20 protein-coding genes are annotated in these 18,586 nt (G+C 62.0%); 10 read left to right on the top strand and 10 right to left on the bottom strand.

The window, feature by feature from the left end; all coding sequences use genetic code 11:
• Window positions 1-64: 64 nt before the first annotated feature.
• The 9 genes from rplL to ACVIGA_RS03810 form a co-directional block, all read right to left on the bottom strand.
• Window positions 65-442, bottom strand: coding sequence for a 50S ribosomal protein L7/L12 (gene rplL / locus ACVIGA_RS03770; RefSeq protein ID WP_223967328.1), 378 nt, complete (start codon window positions 440-442; stop codon window positions 65-67).
• Window positions 443-496: 54 nt separating this feature from the next.
• Window positions 497-1,015: a 50S ribosomal protein L10 gene (gene rplJ, locus ACVIGA_RS03775; protein WP_223967656.1), complete on the bottom strand. Its 519-nt coding sequence runs from the start codon at window positions 1,013-1,015 to the stop codon at window positions 497-499.
• Window positions 1,016-1,594: 579 nt separating this feature from the next.
• Window positions 1,595-2,548, bottom strand: coding sequence for a 2-hydroxyacid dehydrogenase (locus ACVIGA_RS03780; protein WP_456665333.1), 954 nt, complete (start codon window positions 2,546-2,548; stop codon window positions 1,595-1,597).
• Window positions 2,549-2,746: 198 nt separating this feature from the next.
• Window positions 2,747-3,439 (bottom strand): 50S ribosomal protein L1, encoded by a 693-nt coding sequence (gene rplA / locus ACVIGA_RS03785; RefSeq protein WP_029081784.1) that lies wholly within the window; start codon window positions 3,437-3,439, stop codon window positions 2,747-2,749.
• 6 nt (window positions 3,440-3,445) lie between these two features.
• On the bottom strand, window positions 3,446-3,874 hold the full coding sequence (rplK, locus tag ACVIGA_RS03790; protein WP_066499365.1) for a 50S ribosomal protein L11: 429 nt from the start codon (window positions 3,872-3,874) through the stop codon (window positions 3,446-3,448).
• A 130-nt stretch (window positions 3,875-4,004) separates the two neighbouring features.
• On the bottom strand, window positions 4,005-4,538 hold the full coding sequence (gene nusG, locus ACVIGA_RS03795; RefSeq protein ID WP_021081670.1) for a transcription termination/antitermination protein NusG: 534 nt from the start codon (window positions 4,536-4,538) through the stop codon (window positions 4,005-4,007).
• Between the two features lie 20 nt (window positions 4,539-4,558).
• Complete coding sequence (gene secE / locus ACVIGA_RS03800; RefSeq protein WP_223967326.1) at window positions 4,559-4,750, bottom strand: preprotein translocase subunit SecE; 192 nt, start codon at window positions 4,748-4,750, stop codon at window positions 4,559-4,561.
• A 331-nt stretch (window positions 4,751-5,081) separates the two neighbouring features.
• Complete coding sequence (locus ACVIGA_RS03805) at window positions 5,082-6,695, bottom strand: acyl-CoA synthetase (RefSeq protein ID WP_456665334.1); 1,614 nt, start codon at window positions 6,693-6,695, stop codon at window positions 5,082-5,084.
• Window positions 6,696-6,760: 65 nt separating this feature from the next.
• Window positions 6,761-7,525, bottom strand: a complete 765-nt coding sequence (locus ACVIGA_RS03810) for a FadR/GntR family transcriptional regulator (protein ID WP_456665335.1) — start codon at window positions 7,523-7,525, stop codon at window positions 6,761-6,763.
• A 187-nt stretch (window positions 7,526-7,712) separates the two neighbouring features.
• Between ACVIGA_RS03810 and ACVIGA_RS03815 the strand changes: the two genes are divergently transcribed.
• From ACVIGA_RS03815 to ACVIGA_RS03855, 9 genes are all read left to right on the top strand, one after another.
• Window positions 7,713-8,918, top strand: a complete 1,206-nt coding sequence (locus tag ACVIGA_RS03815; RefSeq protein ID WP_456665336.1) for an ABC transporter substrate-binding protein — start codon at window positions 7,713-7,715, stop codon at window positions 8,916-8,918.
• Window positions 8,919-9,216: 298 nt separating this feature from the next.
• Window positions 9,217-10,713 (top strand): tyrosine-type recombinase/integrase, encoded by a 1,497-nt coding sequence (locus ACVIGA_RS03820; RefSeq protein WP_456665337.1) that lies wholly within the window; start codon window positions 9,217-9,219, stop codon window positions 10,711-10,713.
• The gene (locus ACVIGA_RS03825; protein WP_456665338.1) at window positions 10,713-11,381 is read left to right on the top strand and encodes a hypothetical protein; all 669 of its coding nucleotides are present in this window, start codon (window positions 10,713-10,715) and stop codon (window positions 11,379-11,381) included. Before ACVIGA_RS03820 ends, ACVIGA_RS03825 begins: the two co-directional genes overlap by 1 nt.
• A gap of 107 nt (window positions 11,382-11,488) precedes the next feature.
• Window positions 11,489-11,863: a hypothetical protein gene (locus ACVIGA_RS03830; protein ID WP_456665339.1), complete on the top strand. Its 375-nt coding sequence runs from the start codon at window positions 11,489-11,491 to the stop codon at window positions 11,861-11,863.
• A 245-nt stretch (window positions 11,864-12,108) separates the two neighbouring features.
• Window positions 12,109-12,555 (top strand): hypothetical protein, encoded by a 447-nt coding sequence (locus ACVIGA_RS03835; protein WP_456665340.1) that lies wholly within the window; start codon window positions 12,109-12,111, stop codon window positions 12,553-12,555.
• The gene (locus tag ACVIGA_RS03840; protein ID WP_456665341.1) at window positions 12,552-13,697 is read left to right on the top strand and encodes a PriCT-2 domain-containing protein; all 1,146 of its coding nucleotides are present in this window, start codon (window positions 12,552-12,554) and stop codon (window positions 13,695-13,697) included. The genes ACVIGA_RS03835 and ACVIGA_RS03840 overlap by 4 nt, the downstream gene beginning before the upstream one ends.
• The gene (locus ACVIGA_RS03845) at window positions 13,694-14,338 is read left to right on the top strand and encodes a hypothetical protein (protein ID WP_456665342.1); all 645 of its coding nucleotides are present in this window, start codon (window positions 13,694-13,696) and stop codon (window positions 14,336-14,338) included. The genes ACVIGA_RS03840 and ACVIGA_RS03845 overlap by 4 nt, the downstream gene beginning before the upstream one ends.
• A gap of 698 nt (window positions 14,339-15,036) precedes the next feature.
• Window positions 15,037-15,450, top strand: a complete 414-nt coding sequence (locus ACVIGA_RS03850) for a hypothetical protein (protein WP_456665343.1) — start codon at window positions 15,037-15,039, stop codon at window positions 15,448-15,450.
• Window positions 15,451-15,645: 195 nt separating this feature from the next.
• The gene (locus tag ACVIGA_RS03855) at window positions 15,646-15,768 is read left to right on the top strand and encodes a hypothetical protein (RefSeq protein WP_456665344.1); all 123 of its coding nucleotides are present in this window, start codon (window positions 15,646-15,648) and stop codon (window positions 15,766-15,768) included.
• A 61-nt stretch (window positions 15,769-15,829) separates the two neighbouring features.
• On the opposite strand, the gene ACVIGA_RS03860 is transcribed toward ACVIGA_RS03855, so the two are convergent.
• Window positions 15,830-17,020 carry a DUF5677 domain-containing protein gene (locus ACVIGA_RS03860; RefSeq protein ID WP_456665345.1) on the bottom strand — a complete coding sequence of 397 codons (1,191 nt, stop codon included), beginning with the start codon at window positions 17,018-17,020 and terminating at the stop codon, window positions 15,830-15,832.
• 505 nt (window positions 17,021-17,525) lie between these two features.
• Between ACVIGA_RS03860 and ACVIGA_RS03865 the strand changes: the two genes are divergently transcribed.
• A complete protein-coding gene (locus ACVIGA_RS03865) occupies window positions 17,526-18,200 on the top strand; it encodes a recombinase family protein (RefSeq protein WP_456665346.1) in 675 nt (224 codons plus the stop codon).
• The last annotated feature ends 386 nt before the right edge of the window (window positions 18,201-18,586 follow it).

The raw sequence follows: 18,586 nt of genomic DNA on the forward strand, positions 1-18,586 counted from the left end.
CGACAACCTGTCGCACGCCGTTTGTATGGCCCGGGAGCGCCCTGCGGCGCTCCCGGATCGCGCATTACTTGAGTTCGACCTTGGCGCCAGCCTTCTCGAGCTGGGCCTTGATCTTGTCGGCTTCTTCCTTGTTGACGCCTTCCTTGACGGGCTTCGGAGCGCCTTCGACGAGGTCCTTGGCTTCCTTTAGGCCCAGGCCGGTGATGGCGCGGACTTCCTTGATGACTTCGATCTTCTTGTCGCCGGCAGCAGCCAGCACGACGCTGAATTCGGTCTTCTCTTCAACCGCAGCAGCGGCAGCGCCGCCGGCAGCCGGGCCGGCCACCGCAACGGCGGCAGCGGCGGAGACGCCCCACTTTTCTTCGAGGAGCTTGGCGAGTTCAGCCGCTTCGAGCACGGTGAGGCTCGAGAGGTCGTCGACGATTTTCTGCAAGTCAGCCATTGATCTATTTCCTTAAACGTTTGGTTCGAACCAGGTTTTGAGATTAGCGAAGGGTCAGGCCGCTTCGCTCTTTGAGGCATGAGCCTGAATGACGCGTGCGAGCTTGGCCGCAGGCGCGTTCGAGAGCTGAGCGAGCTTGGTCGCCGGCGCCACGAGGAGGCCAACGATCTTGCCGCGCAGTTCGTCAAGCGACGGCAGTGAGGCAAGCGCCTTCACGCTGTCGACATTCAGGACGGTTTTACCCATCGAGCCGCCAAGGATGACGAACTTTTCGTTCGCCTTGGCGAATTCGACGGCAACCTTTGGCGCCGCAACCGGATCGCTCGAAGTAGCGATCACAGTCGGCCCCTTCAGCAGGGAACCGATGGCAGCAACGTCAGTGCCTTCAAGAGCAATTTTGGCGAGACGGTTCTTCGAGACCTTCACCGACGCACCCGCCTGCTTCATCTGCATGCGCAGCTTCTGCATCTGGGCCACGGTGAGGCCGGAATAGTGAGCGACGATCGCAACGCTCGTGGCCTTGAAGGCCTCGTTGAGCTGTCCGACCGCCTCTTTTTTTGCCGCTCGTTCCACAGCAAGCTCTTTCCGGTTGGCGGCCTTTCCGCGAAGGCAGGACCGCCGGGTTGCACCCATCGTCCCGCCCTAAACCTGATCCGTTGGGCGCAAAGACCCTTCGGACATGCCGGGCAAGACGACATCTAGAAGCCTGCCCTCCCAGAGCCTTGCGGCCATGGGCTGTCGAGGTTCGAACCAAACTAGCCTCCCAGCCGCGAACAGGCCGCGACGTGGAGCACAAAATCCGGTCTTCACCCGTCTATGCAGGCCATGCGATTAAGCCGTTGAAAACACGAAGTTCTCGCGGGCGCCTGCAGTCTCGGACAGGATCGGGCTATCGGCCGAGGCCGAACACCCTGCTCTCATTCCGTTTGAGGCGATGGGTTTCCTTCCTTTCGAGCACCCTTGCGGGCATGCGGAAAGGAATGATCTCCTATCACCTCAGGTTTTCGGAATGCGAGCACGGACCTGCCAGCAAGTGCCAGCACGCCCGGAAGCCGCTATGTAACCGGTCCCGCCCTGCTTGCCAAGAGCAAATTTCAGACCAGTTTCATATTGGGCCGGGGAACCGGTTCCGAGGCCGGAACCGCCAGCCGCTCAGGCGCCCCTTACCTCAAACGGCAACGGTTTGCCGGCGAAGAACGCGTCGAGATTGGCGAGTACGCAGTCCTGCATCGCCATGTGCGATTCCAGGGTGTGGCCGCCGATATGCGGCGACAGCACGACGTTCGGCAGCGCCGTCAGTTCGTCCGGCGCGTGCGGCTCCCTGGCGAACACATCGAGGCCGGCGCCCGCGATCGACTGATCGGCAAGGGCCGCCACCAGCGCGTTCTGGTCGACGACGGAGCCGCGCGAGATATTGACCACGATCCCGTTGCTGCCGAGCCGGCGCAGGATGTCGGCATTGACGGCATGGACGGTGTCCGCGCCGGCGCGTACCGCGATCATCAGCACGCTGCACCAGTCGGCGAGCGCCTCGAGGCTCGGAAAGTGCTGATACGGCACGTCCTGCCGTGACCGGCTGAAATAGCCGACCTCGGTTTCGAACGCCGCGACCCGCGCGGCGATCTTGCGGCCGATCTCGCCGAGACCATACACGCCGACCTTGCGGCCGCGCATGCCGGCCTGCGGCCGCATCATCGGCGACGGCTTGGCGCCGATCCAGTCGCCGCTGCGGACGTAATTATCGACGACCGGCAGTCGGCGGACCGCCGCCAGCATCAGCGTCACCGCGATGTCGGCAACCGATGCGGCGTTGGCGCCGGGGCTGTGGCCGACCGCAATGCCGCGCTTCGCCGCGGCGGCAAGATCGATCCCCTCATATCCAGTGCCGTAACAGATGATCGCGCCAAGCTTCGGCAGCATGTCCATCGCCTCGCCGCCAAGTGTCGTGCCGCCCGATGTGATCATTGCCCGGATATCGCCAAGCTCCGCCGCCGGAAACAGCTCGGTCGGCCGCTTGCCAGCGGCGTTCAACAGCTCGTAGCGCTCGCCGAAGCGCACCAGCTCGTTTCTCGGAAAACGCGAATAGACCAGGACCTTGTCGGGCATTGTTATTGTTTCCTGCGAGAGGCTTCACTTGGAACCCTTTGCACTCCGATCGAATCGGAATCGGGCTCTGCATTCTTGTCTTCGCGCGTTTTCTTCACGCGAGCCGGTAGCCACTTCACGCGAAAACGCTCCGGCAAAACAAAGGGCGGAACCGGTTGCCCGATCCCGCCCCTGTTTATCTCGTCACGGCCAAAGACCTCAGCCGAGGATCGTGCCCGGCTCGACCTTCACGCCCGGGCCCATGGTGGAGGAAACCGCCACGCGCTGGATGTAGGTGCCCTTGGAACCCGCCGGCTTCGCCTTGGAGACCGCATCCGCGAGCGCCTTGACGTTCTCGACCAGCTTGTCCTCGGAGAACGAGGCCTTGCCGATGCCGGCCTGCACGATGCCGGCCTTCTCGACGCGGAACTCGACCGAGCCGCCCTTGGCGCCCTTCACGGCGTTGGTGACGTCCATGGTCACGGTGCCGATCTTCGGGTTCGGCATCATGCCGCGCGGACCGAGCACCTTACCGAGGCGACCGACCAGCGGCATCATGTCGGGAGTGGCGATACAACGATCGAAATCGATCGCACCGCCCTGCACCTTCTCGACCAGGTCTTCGGCACCGACGACGTCGGCACCGGCGGCCTTGGCTTCCTCAGCCTTGGCGCCGCGCGCGAACACGCCGACGCGCAGCGTACGGCCGGTTCCGTTCGGCAGGTTGACGACGCCGCGAACCATCTGGTCGGCGTGGCGCGGGTCGACGCCGAGATTGATCGCGATCTCGATCGTCTCGTCGAACTTCGACTTGGCGCGCTCCTTGACCATCTTGATGGCGTCCGCGAGCGGGTAGAGCTTCTCGCGATCGACACCCTCGCGGGCCTTCTTCAAACGCTTTCCGATTGCCATGGCCCGTTACCCCGCAACTTCCAGACCCATCGAACGGGCAGAGCCCTCGACCATCTTCATGGCCGATTCGATGGTGTCGCAATTCAAGTCCTTCATCTTCTTCTCGGCGATCTCGCGCACCTGCGCCTTGGTCACCTGGCCGGCCTTGTCGCGGCCCGGCGCCTTCGAGCCGGACTGGATCTTGGCAGCCTGCTTGAGGAAGAACGACATCGGGGGCGTCTTCATCTCGAAGGTGAACGAACGATCGGCGTAGATCGTGATCACCACCGGGATTGGGGTATTCTTCTCTTCCTTCTGGGTCTGCGCGTTGAACGCCTTGCAGAACTCCATGATGTTGAGACCGCGCTGACCAAGCGCGGGACCGATCGGGGGCGAAGGATTCGCCGCACCGGCCGGGACCTGAAGCTTCAGGTATCCGGTCACTTTCTTTGCCATCTATCACTCCTGTTGTGCCGGACGGTGCCGGCGGTTTCAGGTTCCGTGGTTCGGTTGAAGGGGCTGGCGACCGCCTCCTCCCTCCCACGGCCTCTCACTTGACGCGAGGCATATACCCCGCGCCGTCCGGTCAGACCACCTTTTCGACCTGGCCGAATTCCAGTTCCACGGGGGTCGCACGGCCGAAGATCGACACCGCGACCTTCACGCGCGAGCGCGCCTCGTCGATTTCTTCCACCACGCCGGAGAACGAGGCGAACGGGCCGTCGGCCACGCGCACGTTCTCGCCGATTTCGAACGACACCGACGCCTTCGGACGCTCCACGCCTTCCTGCACCTGGTGCAGGATCCGCATCGCCTCGGCTTCCGAAATCGGCATCGGCTTGTTTTCCGCGCCGAGGAAGCCGGTCACCTTCGGGGTGTTCTTGATCAGATGAAACGCCTCGTCGGTCAGCTTCATCTTCACCAGCACATAGCCCGGGAAGAACTTGCGCTCGGCGTCGATCTTGCGGCCGCGGCGCACCTCGGTGACCTTCTCGGTCGGCACCAGAATCTGCTCGAACAGCTCTTCCAGCCCGCGCTGCTTGGCCTGCTCGCGGATCGATTCCTGAACCTTCTTCTCGAAGTTCGAATAGGCGTGAACGATGTACCAGCGCTTGTCCATAAATTGAGTTCCCATGCTCATCAGTGGATGCCCAGTATCAGGGTAATCAGATAGCGGATGATCTGATCTGCGGCGAAGAAGAAGATGGAGGCCAGCGCCACCATCACGAACACCATGATGGTGGTGATGGTCGTCTCGCGGCGCGTCGGCCAGGTGACCTTGTTGGTCTCCGAGCGCACTTCCTGCAGGAATTTGAACGGGCTGAAAGCCATCGTGAGATCCGCATCCGTTTCCGGACGATTTGCAACGTTTCAAGGAATCCGAACAGCCGACCTTGCGGACCCAGCCCTCGTTTGGAAGGTTGAGCCGATAAACGAGCTCGAATGTTCGGGGAATTAGGCCGCGCCGGATATCCGCGATCAAAGCGGGCCGGCTGCGAGTGGGCGGTATCTACTGCGAGACCGGCCAAAGGTCAAGGTCGGCGGGGTCGCGCCCCACCCCGGCCGGGACCGCGGCAGGCCGGAACGGGGCCTCTCGAATCAAACACTTAGGCTGATGGTACGAGGTCCATTGCCCGGCCGCCCACCGCGGCGGCCGGGTGGATCACCCGACAAAGCTCTTCTGGACCGCCTGATCCAGCGTGGCGCCGCCGACATAACGCTGGCGCAGCTCGCGCTTCAGCAGCTTGCCGCTCGGGTTCTTCGGCAGGGCATCCACGAAGATGACCCGCTTCGGCACCTTGAAATGGGCCATCGACGCCGCGCAGTGCTTGATGACGGCGTCGGCATCGAGGCTCGCGCCGGCCTTGACCACGACGATCGCGGTTACCGCCTCGATCCAGCGCGGATCGGGCAGCCCGACCACCGCGACCTCCGACACCCCGGGCAGCCGGTAGATCATCTCCTCGACCTCGCGGCTCGCGACGTTCTCGCCGCCGCTCTTGATCATGTCCTTCACGCGGTCGACGACGGTGATGTAGCCGTCGGCATCGACGGTCGCGAGATCCCCGGAATGAAACCAGCCGCCGGCAAACGCCGCCGCCGTCTTGACCGGATCGTTGTAGTAGCCGGACAAGAGATGCGGCGAGCGATGCACGATCTCACCGACCTCCCCGACCCCGACATCGGTCATGTCCGGCTTGACCACCCGCGTCTCGACATTGATCGCGGGCTTGCCGGCCGAGCCCGCCTTCGGCAGCTGGTGCTCCGGCGCCAGCACGGTCGCAAGCGGCGCGATCTCGGTCTGGCCGTAGAAATTCCAGAACTTCACGTCGGGCAGCCGGCGCTGCAATTCGAGCAGCACCTCGACCGGCATGATCGAGGCGCCGTAATAGCCCTTGCGCAAGGTCGACAGATCGGTGCGATCGAACGCGCTTGAGCGCAGCATCGCGATCCAGATCGTCGGCGGCGCGAAGAACGCATTGATCTTGTGGGCGGCGATCAGCGCCAGGACATTGTCGGGCACCGGCTTGCCGGTAATGAGGCTGGTGGCGCCGAGATAGATCGCGGGCCCCAGGAAGACGTCGAGCTGCGCGCAGTGATAGAGCGGCAGCGCGTGCAGCACGGTGTCGTCGGTCGCCATGCCGCCGTCGATGATGCAGCTGACATACTGCCACATGACGGCTTCATGGGTCAGGATCGCGCCCTTCGGCAACGACTCCGTGCCGCTGGTGTAGATGATCTGCGCGGGATCGCGGCTGTCGACCGCGGTATCCGGCGCCGAGGCGTCGCTGTGCAGCAGGCTGTCGAAGGTGGTGATGCCGTCGGGCGCTGTGGCCGGATCCTCGCCGGGCAGCCAGATCAGGGTTTCGACCGCCGAGCCCTTGGCGGCAGCGGCGTGCCCGGTCTCCACGAAATCGGGACCGACCGCGAGCAGCTTTGCGCCGGAATTAGCGAGGATGAAATTGATCTCGTCGGGATTGAGCATGAAATTGATCGGCACCAGGATCGCGCCGATCCGCGCCACCGCGAAGCGCAGCGCGGCGAAGCCGTGCGAGTTGCGCGACAGCACCGCGACGCGGTCGCCCTTCGCAACGCCAAGGCCGAGCAAGCCGCGCCCGAGCCGATTGCAGATCGCGTCCATCTCCGCAAAGGTCCAGCTCACCTCGCCGCAGATCAGCGCGGTCTTGTTGGGGTAGCGCTTTGCCGACCGGCGCAACAGGTCGCCGATGCTGTGCTCGCGGGCGCGCTGGATGGTTGCTGCGATGTCTCCGCTCATTTGAGTCCCTCCCGAATGTGCTTTTTGTCGTTGTCTTGTCTTTGTCGCTCTTGGCCTTGGCGTCTCTATTGCCGGGCGGCGTAAGCGTGTTCCATGTAGGTGTGCTCGACCGAGCGATCGAGCGAGGCGATCTTCTCGAAGCCGCGCCGCCAGTCCTGCAAGTGCCGCCGCGTCCACAGCACGCCGGCCCCCTTGTCGCGCCGCGTGATCGCATCGAGGATGTGGCGATGCGCCTCGACAAGGCGGGCGCCGCCCTCCGCCACACCGCCGACGATCATCTCGGTGGTCGGAAAGAACAGCTGCGCGGCGGGCTCGCGGGCGAGCTGCAGCACGCGGTTCTGCGAGGCCTTGGCCATCAGCACGTGGAATTCCGCATCGAGCTCGGCGAGATCGGCGGGATTGCCGACCACCGCGGCACTGCGCTCGAGATTGCCGGCAAGGTCGGCGATGTTCTCATCGGTCGCACGCTCCACCGCGCCTTCGACGCTCGCGACCTCCAGCGTCATCGAGGTCTCGAACAATTCGCGGAACGTCACCTCGTGCAGGATCAGCGCGCGGGACAGCCGCGTCGCGAGCTTGTTGTAGCGCGGCAGGCAGGCCTGCAGGCGGCGGCTGGAATCGCGGCAGATCAGCCCGCCCTCCTCGAGCACGCGAATGCCTTCGCGCACCGTCGAGCGGTTGACGCCGAACTGCGCGACCAGCTGCTGCTCGGTGCCGATCGGCTCGCCCGGCTTGATCCGGCCGTTGACGATCTCGCGTTCGATCGCGTCCGCGACCTTCTGGTACGCCGGCGCGACGTCGATGCGCCGGAACAGCGGCGTGGCGGACATCCTCAACTCCCCGGGGCTTCCCGATTGTCGTTTGTCGGACAAAGCATAGGCCAAGCCATTTGTAGCGTCAAATCGGCTATATTTGGCCCAATTGTCGCACCCAGCCGGGCCGGAATTGACAGCGGAACCGGCCAAATCTAGCTTTGTCGGACAAACCGATAAGAACACCCCGGGGAGGTCCATCACCATGAAATCCATCGTCACGAGTCTGTCCGCCGCCGGCCTGATCGCCGCCGCGCTGGCGGGACCCGCGCTTGCACAACAGACGCCGCTCAAGATCGGCGTACTGACCGATTTCCAGTCGGTCTATTCGGACATCGGCGGCGCCGGGAATGTCGAGGCCACCAAGATGGCGATCGAGGAGTTCGGCGGCTCGATGTTCGGCAAGCCGATCGAGCTCGTCACCGCCGACGCCCTCAACAAGGCCGACGTCGCCGCCACCATCACCCGCAAATGGTACGAGGCCGAGAATGTCGACATGATCATCGACATGCCGACCTCGGCGACCGCACTCGCCGGCATGGAGATGTCGAAGCAGTTCGAGAAGATCATGATCGTGACGGATGCGGCGAGTTCCGACATTACGGGCAAGTCCTGCTCGCCCTACACGCTGCACTGGACCTACGACACCTACGCCAACGCCCACACCGTCGGCAGCGCGATCGTCAAGAACGGCGGCGACAGCTGGTTCTTCATCACCGCCGATTACGTGTTCGGCCATTCGATCGAGCGCGACACCGGCGACGTGGTCCGCGCCGCCGGCGGCAAGGTGCTCGGCAGCGCCCGGCATCCGCTCAACACACCGGACTTCTCCTCCTTCCTGCTGCAGGCGCAATCGTCGAAGGCCAAGATCGTCGGCCTCGCCAATGGCGGCGGCGACACCATCAACGCGATCAAGCAGGCCGCCGAATTCGGCATCGTCGCCGGTGGGCAAAATCTCGCCGGCATCGTGATGTTCATCTCGGACATTCACAGCCTCGGGCTGAAGCTCGCGCAGGGCCTGATCATCACCGAGGCCTACTATTGGGACCTCAACGACCGCACCCGCGCCTTCGGCAAGCGCTTCTTCGAGCGCATGAAACGGATGCCGACCATGAACCAGGCCGCGACCTACAGCGCCACCCTGCACTACCTCAATGCGGTGAAGGCCGCCGGCACCAAGGAGACCAAGCCGGTGCTGGCGAAGATGCGCGCGACCCCGGTGCGCGACGCCTTCACCGACAACGGTGTGGTGCGCGAGGACGGCCGCATGGTGCACTCGATGTTCCTGTTCGAGGTCAAGAAGCCCGAGGAATCCAAGGCGCCGTGGGATTACTACAAGGTGCTCGCCGAGGTGCCCGGCGACCAGGCTTTCCGGCCGATGAAGGACGGCGGCTGCCCGCTCATCAAGTGAGTGAATAGAATCATGGCCGGGGTCCAGGACCTCGGCCAACACCTTCAAATGATTGGTGAAAAGCTGGCAGGAGTGGCAGGGCTCGAACCTGCGACCCCCGGTTTTGGAGACCGGTCTCGGCCCCCTAACAGCACCGTACAGGCGCCCACTCTACCCAACATGATTCCCGGCCTACCGTCCTCTAACCCCTATGGCAACAGGTGATTTGTGCGCCTATCTCATGTGCACGGGCAAACAAGGCATAACGAATGCGCCTGTGCGCCTTCTGTGCGCTTTGACGATAAACCGGAGGCGCCGCATGTCCAAACCGCTGGCCCATCCCACCGACGTGCAGTTCCTCAAGCCGCTCGCCGTGCGCCGTCTGAAGCCGCCCCGCGTCGAGCGCATCAATCTCACCAATGCCGCCGCGCGCAGCCTGAAGCCGAATCCCGCTGGCAACCGCCTGATCAAGGACGACGGCGCCACCGCGCTGTTTCTGGTCATTACGCCGGGCGGTCACCGGAGCTGGATGATGCGGTTTCGCGATCCCGCAGGGCGCCCGCGCAAGATGGTGCTCGGGCCGCTGCACAGCGGCAAAGAGGAGATTAAGGGCGACGTGGTGGTCGGCATGCCGCTGACGCTCAAGGCGGCGCATCTGCTGGCCGCCGACGTGTTGCGCGACCGCGCGTTGAACAAGGACGTCGCCGCCGAGCACAAGACGCGCAAGGTGCGCCAGCGCACCGAGAAAGAGCGGCAGACCGCCACCGCGTTCGGCGTCTGCGTGCGGCGGTTCTTCATCGAGTACAAGGTCAAGAAATCCAGCACCCGGCCACGCCGCTGGTATGAGACCGCCGCGTTGCTGGGCTTGCGCTGGCTAGTCGGCAGCGACCCGGCCAAGGTCGAACCCGAAGTCATCGACGGCGGATTGGCGCAGCGCTGGGCCGACACGCCGGTGACCTCGATCGACGAGGCCGCCATTCTCGTGGTGCTGGACGGGGCCAAGCGCAAGCAGGTCCCCGGCCTCGAACCCCGCTCCCCCGGACTCAACGACGCCCGCACCCGGCATCTGTTCAGTGCGCTCAGCGTTTTGTTCGGCTGGCTCAGGGATGAGCGGCTGGTCGCGAGCAATCCGCTGCGCGAGCTGAGCCGCCCCGCGCCACCGGCCGCCCGTGAGCGGGTGCTGAAACCTCACGAGCTGATCTGGTTCTGGAAGGCGTGCGATCGGGTCGGCGAGCCGTTCGGCACCATATTCAAACTGCTGCTGCTGACCGGCAGCCGGTTGCGCGAGATCGCTGGCATTCGTCGCAGCGAACTGAGCGAGGACGGCACGCTGCTCACCCTGCCCGGTGCACGAACGAAAAATCGGCTTCCCCATGCCGTGCCGCTGCCGCCGATCGCGCGAGCCCTGCTCGCCGAGGCGACGGGTAAAGAGCTTGTGTTCACCACCACCGGCAAGACGCCGCCAAGCGGCTGGAGCCGCGCCAAGAGCCGTCTCGACGACATCATGCTCGGCATTGCCAAGAAGGAACGCGGCAAGGATGCGGAAATCCCGGATTGGCGGCTGCACGATCTGAGAAGATGCTTTGTGACCGGCATGAATGAGCTCGGCGTGCTGCCGCACATCGTCGAGGCTTGCGTCAATCATCGCTCAGGCGTCGCCAAGGCTGGCGTGGCGGGCGTTTACAATCTGGCGGAATTTTTGCCAGAACGCCGCGCCGCCTTGGAGCGCTGGGCCGCTCATGTCGCCGGGTTGGTCAGCGGCAAACCGGACAATGTCTCCGATATCAAAGCCGAACGTCGGCGGAGGAGGAAGTGATGGCCAAGCCCGCCAAACCGATAGCGGAGCAGGCGACGCCACCACCGCCGTTGCCGACCTATCCACCGCGCAACGAGGATGATGTGCATTACATCGCGGAGTGGTTCAACACACACGTGCTGATATGTGAAGTCCCGAACAACTGGACAAAGCCGTTGCCGCAATGGCCGCCGAGACGCGCGGACGACAACCTCCGTATGGAGGAATGGCTGACCCACAAGCTGAACGATCAAAACTTCAACCGCCTGTTGGCGAGATTTGACAGATACAATTGGCGACCTGAGCTTGCCCTCCAACAAAGCAAACAGGAAGGTAACGCTGATGGGCTGCGCGCGATCATCGTCGACGCCCTCACCGCTCGTCACGGCAAAGCCTACGCCGAACGAGTTGCGAATGAGATGGTCATTTCACCAAAAGGCCGTCACAAGGACAAGCATATCAAGAGCGTTGTTGAAGAAGGCGCGATACTGAAGCGGCAGATCGAGCAGCTGTTGCGGCGGCGCTTTAAAGCGCACAAGAAGAACACTGCCGTCGAATGGTCAGCCACCGATTTCGCCTTGCGATATCTGCGCAACGTTCGCCGACGTGCCTTCGATGAAAAGATGTTGAGACACAAAATCGAAGTTCGCTGCCGCAAGCGGGTCGACGCCGAGTCGCATCGGGTCTAACGCGGGCCGCCTCCCAAACATAATGCCCATTTTATATTTGGTTGAGCTGTGGCTGTGGATGACGCTAGCCTTGGGGCCACATGTTTTAACAAGGCGAGCCACTGACCATGACGCGCAACACCCGCGCTACGCGCAGCGCAAGCAAGAATATCGTACCGCCGTCGACTAGCGCCGTGCAATTTCCAGATCGAGCGCCCGCCGCGCTGCCGGATGACTCTACCAGTCCGCCTGACCAATGGGTCGCGGAGCAGGATGTCTGCGCCGAGCTAAGCCTGACGTCGATGAGTTTCTGGCGCTACGACCGAGATCAAAAAATGATGGAGCTGGGCTGGCCGCCGGCGATCCGACTGAACGGTCGCATCTATCGATCGCGGCGCGCGCTCGATCTCTTCAAAACCAACATGGCCATGCTGGCGCTACGCGAACGCGAGGCGCTGCTGCGCGCCGTCGAACGCAAGGCCGCGCAGCAGCAGACGGCGTAAATCAATGCCTCAGCAACTCGTTCGTTACGACGCCATGTGCAGGGCAATCGACGCCTGTCACAAGGTCGATGAAGTGAAAGAAATTCCGACAAGGCGATTGAACTGGAAGCCTGTTGTCGAGCCGCAGCCAATACCGACGAAGAGCGCCAGGTCAAAAACCTGGGTCATCCGAGGCAACCCCGGCGAAGCTAAAAGATTTGGGCATCACCAAGAACTAATCCGCTTCATGGCAGCGCCTGGGTGCGATGCCTCAAGATGAATTTGAACAGACAATCAGCAGCACCATTGCCGCGCGCGAACGCCAGGTGAGGTCGAGTGATATGTCCCCCAAAAAAACTCCGGGCAGTGCTGCTTCGCCGCTCGGGACTGAGAATGCGTCTGCGGTAAGCGACGCGACTTTCCACCAAAGGGGGCCTGACATTGAGGCCCTATGGGATGCTTGCCGCAAGGCGCAGGACGCCGCCGAGTCGCGCAAGGCGCTGGAGGTCGAGAAACTGAAAACTGCCGCCTTGCCTCTCGGCTTCACTCCAACCGAAAACGGCCGATGGGTGAAGGAGTGCCCCGGCTGCGGGTCCAACCTTTGGCTGAGCACCGCACCGAACGGCTACGTTCGCGCGTCGCGATCAAAGCTGGAATGCGAGGCGGTCACACCGCTTGAGCAATGGCTGCGCGACAATGGATTCCAGTCATGAAGGGATCCATCGCACGCAAAAACCCCGCCGCTGTGGCAACAGCGAACGGGGCACAGGACTGTTTTGCAAACAGCATGCAACATAGCACGGCGGCGATACACGTTCAAATGATGCGGTTATTTCCCGCCAGTCAGCGGGCGCATGCCACCTACATTGTCGACGAGACCACGCACCAACGGCGTGGCCGCGACGGCAAGTTAGAAGTGCATTACAGGACGGTGCGCAAACCTGTCACGCTCGACCTGTGGAAGCTGCACCTCGTCGGAAAATATCCGCTCGTTCTCAGCCTGGCCTGCGATGACTGCACGAGCAGCACAAGCGTGGTCGATGTCGACCAATACGACATCGATATCACTTCCATCGTCGGAGCGATCAAGGCGCACAAGCTGCCGTTCTACGTTCGGCCATCCAAATCAGGGGGCGCGCACGTGTATGCCTTTCACGATAAGCCGATCCCGGTGGCAGAGGCGACCGCGGTCGCGGAGGGAATGGCGCGGCGCCTTAGTCTCACAAAGGTGGAGTTTTTCCCAAAGCCGCAGAACCCCGACCCCACCGTGTTGCCGAAGTCGTTGAATATGCCTTATTTCGGCGGTGCGGGCGGCTTCATTCGTCCCGGTTCTAAGGTGCGCGACCAGATGCCTGTGGAAGAGTTTCTGCGCAGTGTCGATCGCCTGACCGCCGAGCGGCGTTCGGAGTTGACTAGTTTCGCCACGCCCACGAGGAAAACGGTGCCTCGAAAAACCAAGATCGATCGCGTCAACGATCCGGCGTTCGCGGCCATAATGGAGGCTGATGCAGGGAAAGGAATATCGACTGACCCCGATGACTACTTCCCGGGTGACCCGGACCTCGAACTGAAGATCAGGGTGGCGCTGTCCGTCGTGCCCAGCGACGCCTACGAGGTTTGGTATCGCATCGGCGCCGCAATTTACTCGGCGCTCGGCGATGCGCGATATGCCGTATTCGATGAGTGGTCCCGACAGTCTTCGAAATATGAGCCACGCGCGTGCCAGCGCAAGTGGCGGGAATGTGCAAAGATCCGTTCGATCCGAGCTGAGACGATATTTTGGTACGCCGATCAGCACGATCGCCGCTGGCGCGCTGTATATCGGAAGTTGCTGATTGGCCAGGTGGCGGCATGACCGAGCCATCTATCGCGGAGCTGAATGCCATTGTCGGCGCGGAACAGGACGTCGGCGACGTCCCCGAGATCGTCGGGTTGGAAAAAATCAATTCTGAGGAACCCTATTGGAACGTCACGATCCGGGGCAGCAATGTCACGATGAGGATAACGGACCCGCGAGACATCACCGACTATCGACGGTTCGTGACCCAGTGTTTTAAGCAATTGAACATCGTTTTTCCGGCCGTGAAGCAGGCCATTTGGCTGAACACACTGCGAGATGCCATGCCAAGGATGACCGTAAAGCAGGCGGACGAGGACACGACGCGTGAGGGTCAGTTCAAAGAGCTCCTGGAGACATTCCTGACGAACCGGATGCGCGGCAAAGTGAGAGAGGACCTTTTGCGCGAGCTACCGTGGGAGGACGAGGAAAGCAGGCGGCGCTACTTCACGATGGCTGCACTGGCTAAATTTCTCGACCGGGAAGGGCTCCGCAACGTGAACCGCAGGGATATTGCCACGTGGATCAGGGCCCTAGGTGGAGAGCTGCAGGGCCTCACCATCAAGAACTATCGCAAACGTTTCTGGTGGGTGCCGAGCGATGCCGTCGAGGAGGCTCCGGAACTGGATGTGCCTACCTTGCCGGAACCGGCGATTTAATGACGCGTGACGCACATAAGGGAGCTACTACAACACCGCAGTGTTGTAGTCGGGCATACTGGGGCGCCGCACCATGTTGTAGTGTTGTAGCAGCGTTGTGCCAGATAGTTAGTGTTTACACGCACATACGCGGACACCATAGCACTACAACGCTGGTTTGTGCGCGGGCGTCCTAGGCAAAAATCCCATGTGCGTGTGCGTAGTAGTGTAGCCCCATGCGACCAACGCACTTTGACCCCGCGCACGTGGCCCAGGGATACCCCAAGTGGGCAAAGCCATGCGGGCGCCCCCGCGCAGGTCTGCCCAGCCCGCCGGCCTGACAGGGCCTATGGGCGCTTCTCACATGGCGATGGGCAAAAGGGGCAGCCATGACCCTCATCGCACCAGCAGCGCCCGCAACCGGGCTGGTAGCCCCGGCCAGCGCTTACCTAACGGCTGCGGACCAAAGGCGCTACCATGGCATCCTGCCGCAACGAACCCGAGGCTTGAGGCGAGCGGCACGGCGGCTTAACCTTGGCAGCTGGTTCGCACGCCGATCAAAAACTGTGGTGGTGGTGGTGGCGTTTCCAGCAACCCCACGTTCAATAGGCGATGCAATGCGACGGCTATGATGGCTACGAGACTCTCGGCGGCGAAGCTGCCGTTTTCAAGGCCGCACCGTCCGGTAGCTAAGTTAAAGGATAGAAAGGCGGTACACGATGCCCCGTGGTCATGTAGCCAGCTTAAAGATACCCAAGAAAGGCGAACGTTTTGGGGGCCGTCAGAAGGGCACGCAAAACAAGGTGACACGTGCGTTGAAGGAAGCAATCATCCTCGCGGCCGAGAACAGCGTGCACTCAAAGACCAAGGACCTCGTCGGCTACGTCAAGTACCTTGCGGACAAGCGACCAGAGGTGTTCGCGAGCTTGCTTGGTCGCCTGATCCCGCTGCAAGCCATGGTCGCCGTCAAAGGCAACCTTGAGCACACCATCAAGGCCAAGGCCGAGCACAACATGAGTCCGCTGGAGCTGGCGGACTACTACAATAAGCTGAGGCTACGACCGGCCAGCGTCAATCCTCTGGTAATCGAAAAAGATACCGGCGAGCCGCTGTGCTCGAAGGCCGCAGAATGATTGTGCGATTGTGCTCGCCCTGCTGCAGTTGCTCGCCGAGCGGCGCGCCGGCGCGCCCCGCGGGTATTCTGGGAGTAGCAATAATGGGGACCGAGTGCCCTATGCTGGCGTGCGGCAACCTGCCCCATGTGGCCATAGGGTCCTGGCTTCACCAGCCTGAGGCGCTGAAAGGCGAGAAATTCTCAAAGTCCTACGATGACGTCGCAGGCCGTGCACAACATGAGCCCGCGGGAGCTGGCAGACTACTACAACAAGCTGCGCGCATTGCCAGTGAGCACGGATACCGGCGAGCCGCCGCAGTCGGAAGTCGCAGAATGATTGCGCTGCCCCTGCTGACCATGAATTCTCTCCGCGCTCGGTCGATCTGCTTGCGAGCTAGCTACTTGTAAGCCTTGACGTGTTCGACCTTCATTGCAGCGGCTCCCAGATCATCAGAAAGTCCGACAAGCACCTTGGAGCAAACCGCACTGTCGATGCTTGGTCGGGACATCAACAGAGAGCTAGTGGCGTGGGTCAAGCTGATGGCCGTCATGTGCAACGGATCCACCATACCGGAATTGCTTTGCCCTATGGCGAACACAGGAGAAGACACTTCCGTCGTGGCCAGCATGGTGCCAAACGGGCGATGCCCGCCATGGGTGTGTTGGGAAGCCCATTTGAACCTTGGTCTCCAGTGGTCAAGTCCGACCGCCTCCTCAAGATCAAGCAGGTTCGGTGATTTCTTTCCGACCACTTCGGAGGCCCAGCCATAGTCGTTTTGAATGTCCTTGCCGAAACGAGCAATGTGAGCGTTGCATCGCGCTTCGATTGCGGAAATTTCATCGTCAGTTGGCGGGTCCATTTTGGAACGCTCCGCGTACCGTTTCATTTGCCGTGCAGCCGTCAGGGCCTGAATTTCGAAGCTGACCATGTAGCGTTCTGCGGCATTCCCGTTGCTCAACAGGAATGAGGCGACGACGTTCAACTCATGCAACGTCCGCCAACGGCTCAGAGCACCGTCGGGGAAGCCGCCTCTCATCAAGCAGATGCACTCGCTCGCGACCAGCATCGAGCGAGCGTGTGTGTGGACAAGCGCCTGAAAAAGATAAGCCTGATCCCTAGCGACCGATTGACCATGTAAACCTTGGTTGAATTTGTTGCCAACTTCAGCAGCGACTTCCCAGATCAACTCGATCAAGTTGAACGCCTTGCGCCAGCGTTGGAGATTCCGTTTTTCAAAGTCGGAGGTTTCGCGGCGCGTACCCGCCAGCATCGCGGGTGCCCTACGTTTGAGGTCGCGCCGCATTGTGGCGGCAGCCGATACTATAAAATTCTTGGTGATGTTACTCGATGCGTCCGATAGTTGATCAGGCGACAGGAGCTTATCGTCAATGATCTTCTGGAAAGCGCTTTGAAGCATCTGGTCGAAGGTGCCCCACGTCGCTTGTTCTGTCATCTGATCCCATACCGCGCTGGTTGAAAAGCGGTTTAGCACATCTGACGATACATCTGGAGGACCCATGTTCGAACCGTGCTTGCCGTCGAAGGTGGCACGGCCACCGTCCGGGACCGGCTGGGTCCACGAAATCAAGCGTGACGGCTACCGGCTGATGGTGCGCCGAGATGGCCTGCGCGTCCGCTGCTCCACGCGGGGGGCGATGACTGGGCCGACCGCTTCCGCGGCTCCTGCTGCAGCAGCGCCGCGCGAGATGTCGTCGGCATGGTCGGTGATGTGCTTGCTATAGGTCTCGGGAGCTATGGCGGCCCGTGTAGGCGTCTCGCCGGCCGCGGCCCTTTAGGGCAACCTTGGGATTCGCAGCGCCAGTGGCGCCAGCAACCTGCCTCCCGGCCTCGTCCAACGGGGCAGTCCGCTCGGTGGCCACCGCAACGAGTGGCCCTGGTCGGTGCGCCAGGGGCACTTGTGAGGGCTTTCGCTGAAAATCTCCCACCGCAGCCCAAGGGCATTCCCGCGGCTCGCCTGCCCTGCAGAAACTTTCCAAAAAATCATTCAATTACAGTATGTTAGACCATTGCCATGAGTGCCTGTAACACGCCAACGCTGGTTGCAGTGTTGTAAATTTTAGGATTTTAGTCTCATGATTAAATCGGCCATCGCATACATCCGGGTTTCGACCGTGCGGCAGGGGAAGTCAGGCCTTGGACTCGAGGCCCAGCAAGCGGCGCTGGCCAGATTTGCCGAAGCTGAAGGCTACAACCTAATCCAGACCTTCAAGGAGGTCGAAACAGGCAAGGGTGCGGATGCACTCGATCGCCGACCGCAACTCGCGGCGGCGCTGAAGGCGGCTCGGAAGCTCAAGTCGCCGATCATTGTTGCCAAGCTCGATCGGCTGAGCCGTGACGTTCACTTCATCAGCGGGCTGATGTCGCACAAGACGCCGTTTATCGTCGCAGAGCTGGGCGCTGACGCCGACCCGTTCATGTTGCATCTCTACGCCGCGCTGGCTGAAAAAGAGCGGGCGATGATCTCCCGACGCACTCGGGACGCGCTCGCGGCTAAAAAGGCTCAGGGCGTTAAACTGGGCGGGCTCAACGCAAGGGGCATCGCGAACCGCGACGAGGCGATGGAACGCGCCGAGCAGTTGCGTCCGATCCTGACTGAACTCGCTGGCCGATCCGCGCGGGCCATGGCCGCGGCGTTAAATGAGCGCAAGATTGCGACCCCCACCGGCGGGAGATGGCACGCCGCTACTGTAATCCGGGTTCAGAAGCGAATTGGAGAAGGGCCCCCCGCCTGTTGCGGCGCAGTTTAGTTCGTTCGCCAGCATGATCTTTTGTTTAGCTGGGCTCGGCGTTTTCACACAGCCAAGACCAAACTCGGACAAGGTGGTTGGCTTCCAGAGCAGGACTCAGTATGAAGGCGCGGTACGGCAGTTGCTTATTGAAGATGCGGACGCCCTCGCGGCCGTGCAAAATCTTTTCGGCAGCCTCGCGGCAGATATCAATGCAGCCTAGCGGGGCGCAGAGAACTTCGCGAATTCGTCAAGTCCCCTCCTCCAGACAATCGCTGAGCGACGTGTCCGTTCCGCGCCGCAAAGGGCAGTATGGCGTCGCGGGTATGGGCGATTTGACTATCGCGGATCACGCTGCATTCACTGCGGCATCATGACCGAAAAATTTTGCTGGATGCCTCCGCGCT

The sequence above is a fragment of the Bradyrhizobium sp. USDA 3240 genome (assembly GCF_054063295.1).

Bases quoted from the DNA above. Each gene is read 5' to 3' on its own strand.
- ACVIGA_RS03810 (WP_456665335.1), bottom strand. From the start codon at position 7,525: ATGTCCGCCACGCCGCTGTTCCGGCGCATCGACGTCGCGCCGGCGTAC.
- ACVIGA_RS03805 (WP_456665334.1), bottom strand. From the start codon at position 6,695: ATGAGCGGAGACATCGCAGCAACCATCCAGCGCGCCCGCGAGCACAGC.
- rplK (WP_066499365.1), bottom strand. From the start codon at position 3,874: ATGGCAAAGAAAGTGACCGGATACCTGAAGCTTCAGGTCCCGGCCGGT.
- ACVIGA_RS03825 (WP_456665338.1), top strand. From the start codon at position 10,713: ATGGCCAAGCCCGCCAAACCGATAGCGGAGCAGGCGACGCCACCACCG.
- rplL (WP_223967328.1), bottom strand. From the start codon at position 442: ATGGCTGACTTGCAGAAAATCGTCGACGACCTCTCGAGCCTCACCGTG.
- ACVIGA_RS03835 (WP_456665340.1), top strand. From the start codon at position 12,109: ATGCCTCAAGATGAATTTGAACAGACAATCAGCAGCACCATTGCCGCG.
- rplA (WP_029081784.1), bottom strand. From the start codon at position 3,439: ATGGCAATCGGAAAGCGTTTGAAGAAGGCCCGCGAGGGTGTCGATCGC.
- ACVIGA_RS03845 (WP_456665342.1), top strand. From the start codon at position 13,694: ATGACCGAGCCATCTATCGCGGAGCTGAATGCCATTGTCGGCGCGGAA.
- ACVIGA_RS03850 (WP_456665343.1), top strand. From the start codon at position 15,037: ATGCCCCGTGGTCATGTAGCCAGCTTAAAGATACCCAAGAAAGGCGAA.
- ACVIGA_RS03780 (WP_456665333.1), bottom strand. From the start codon at position 2,548: ATGCCCGACAAGGTCCTGGTCTATTCGCGTTTTCCGAGAAACGAGCTG.
- nusG (WP_021081670.1), bottom strand. From the start codon at position 4,538: ATGGACAAGCGCTGGTACATCGTTCACGCCTATTCGAACTTCGAGAAG.
- ACVIGA_RS03830 (WP_456665339.1), top strand. From the start codon at position 11,489: ATGACGCGCAACACCCGCGCTACGCGCAGCGCAAGCAAGAATATCGTA.
- ACVIGA_RS03840 (WP_456665341.1), top strand. From the start codon at position 12,552: ATGAAGGGATCCATCGCACGCAAAAACCCCGCCGCTGTGGCAACAGCG.
- secE (WP_223967326.1), bottom strand. From the start codon at position 4,750: ATGGCTTTCAGCCCGTTCAAATTCCTGCAGGAAGTGCGCTCGGAGACC.
- ACVIGA_RS03815 (WP_456665336.1), top strand. From the start codon at position 7,713: ATGAAATCCATCGTCACGAGTCTGTCCGCCGCCGGCCTGATCGCCGCC.
- ACVIGA_RS03855 (WP_456665344.1), top strand. From the start codon at position 15,646: ATGACGTCGCAGGCCGTGCACAACATGAGCCCGCGGGAGCTGGCAGAC.
- ACVIGA_RS03865 (WP_456665346.1), top strand. From the start codon at position 17,526: ATGATTAAATCGGCCATCGCATACATCCGGGTTTCGACCGTGCGGCAG.
- ACVIGA_RS03820 (WP_456665337.1), top strand. From the start codon at position 9,217: ATGTCCAAACCGCTGGCCCATCCCACCGACGTGCAGTTCCTCAAGCCG.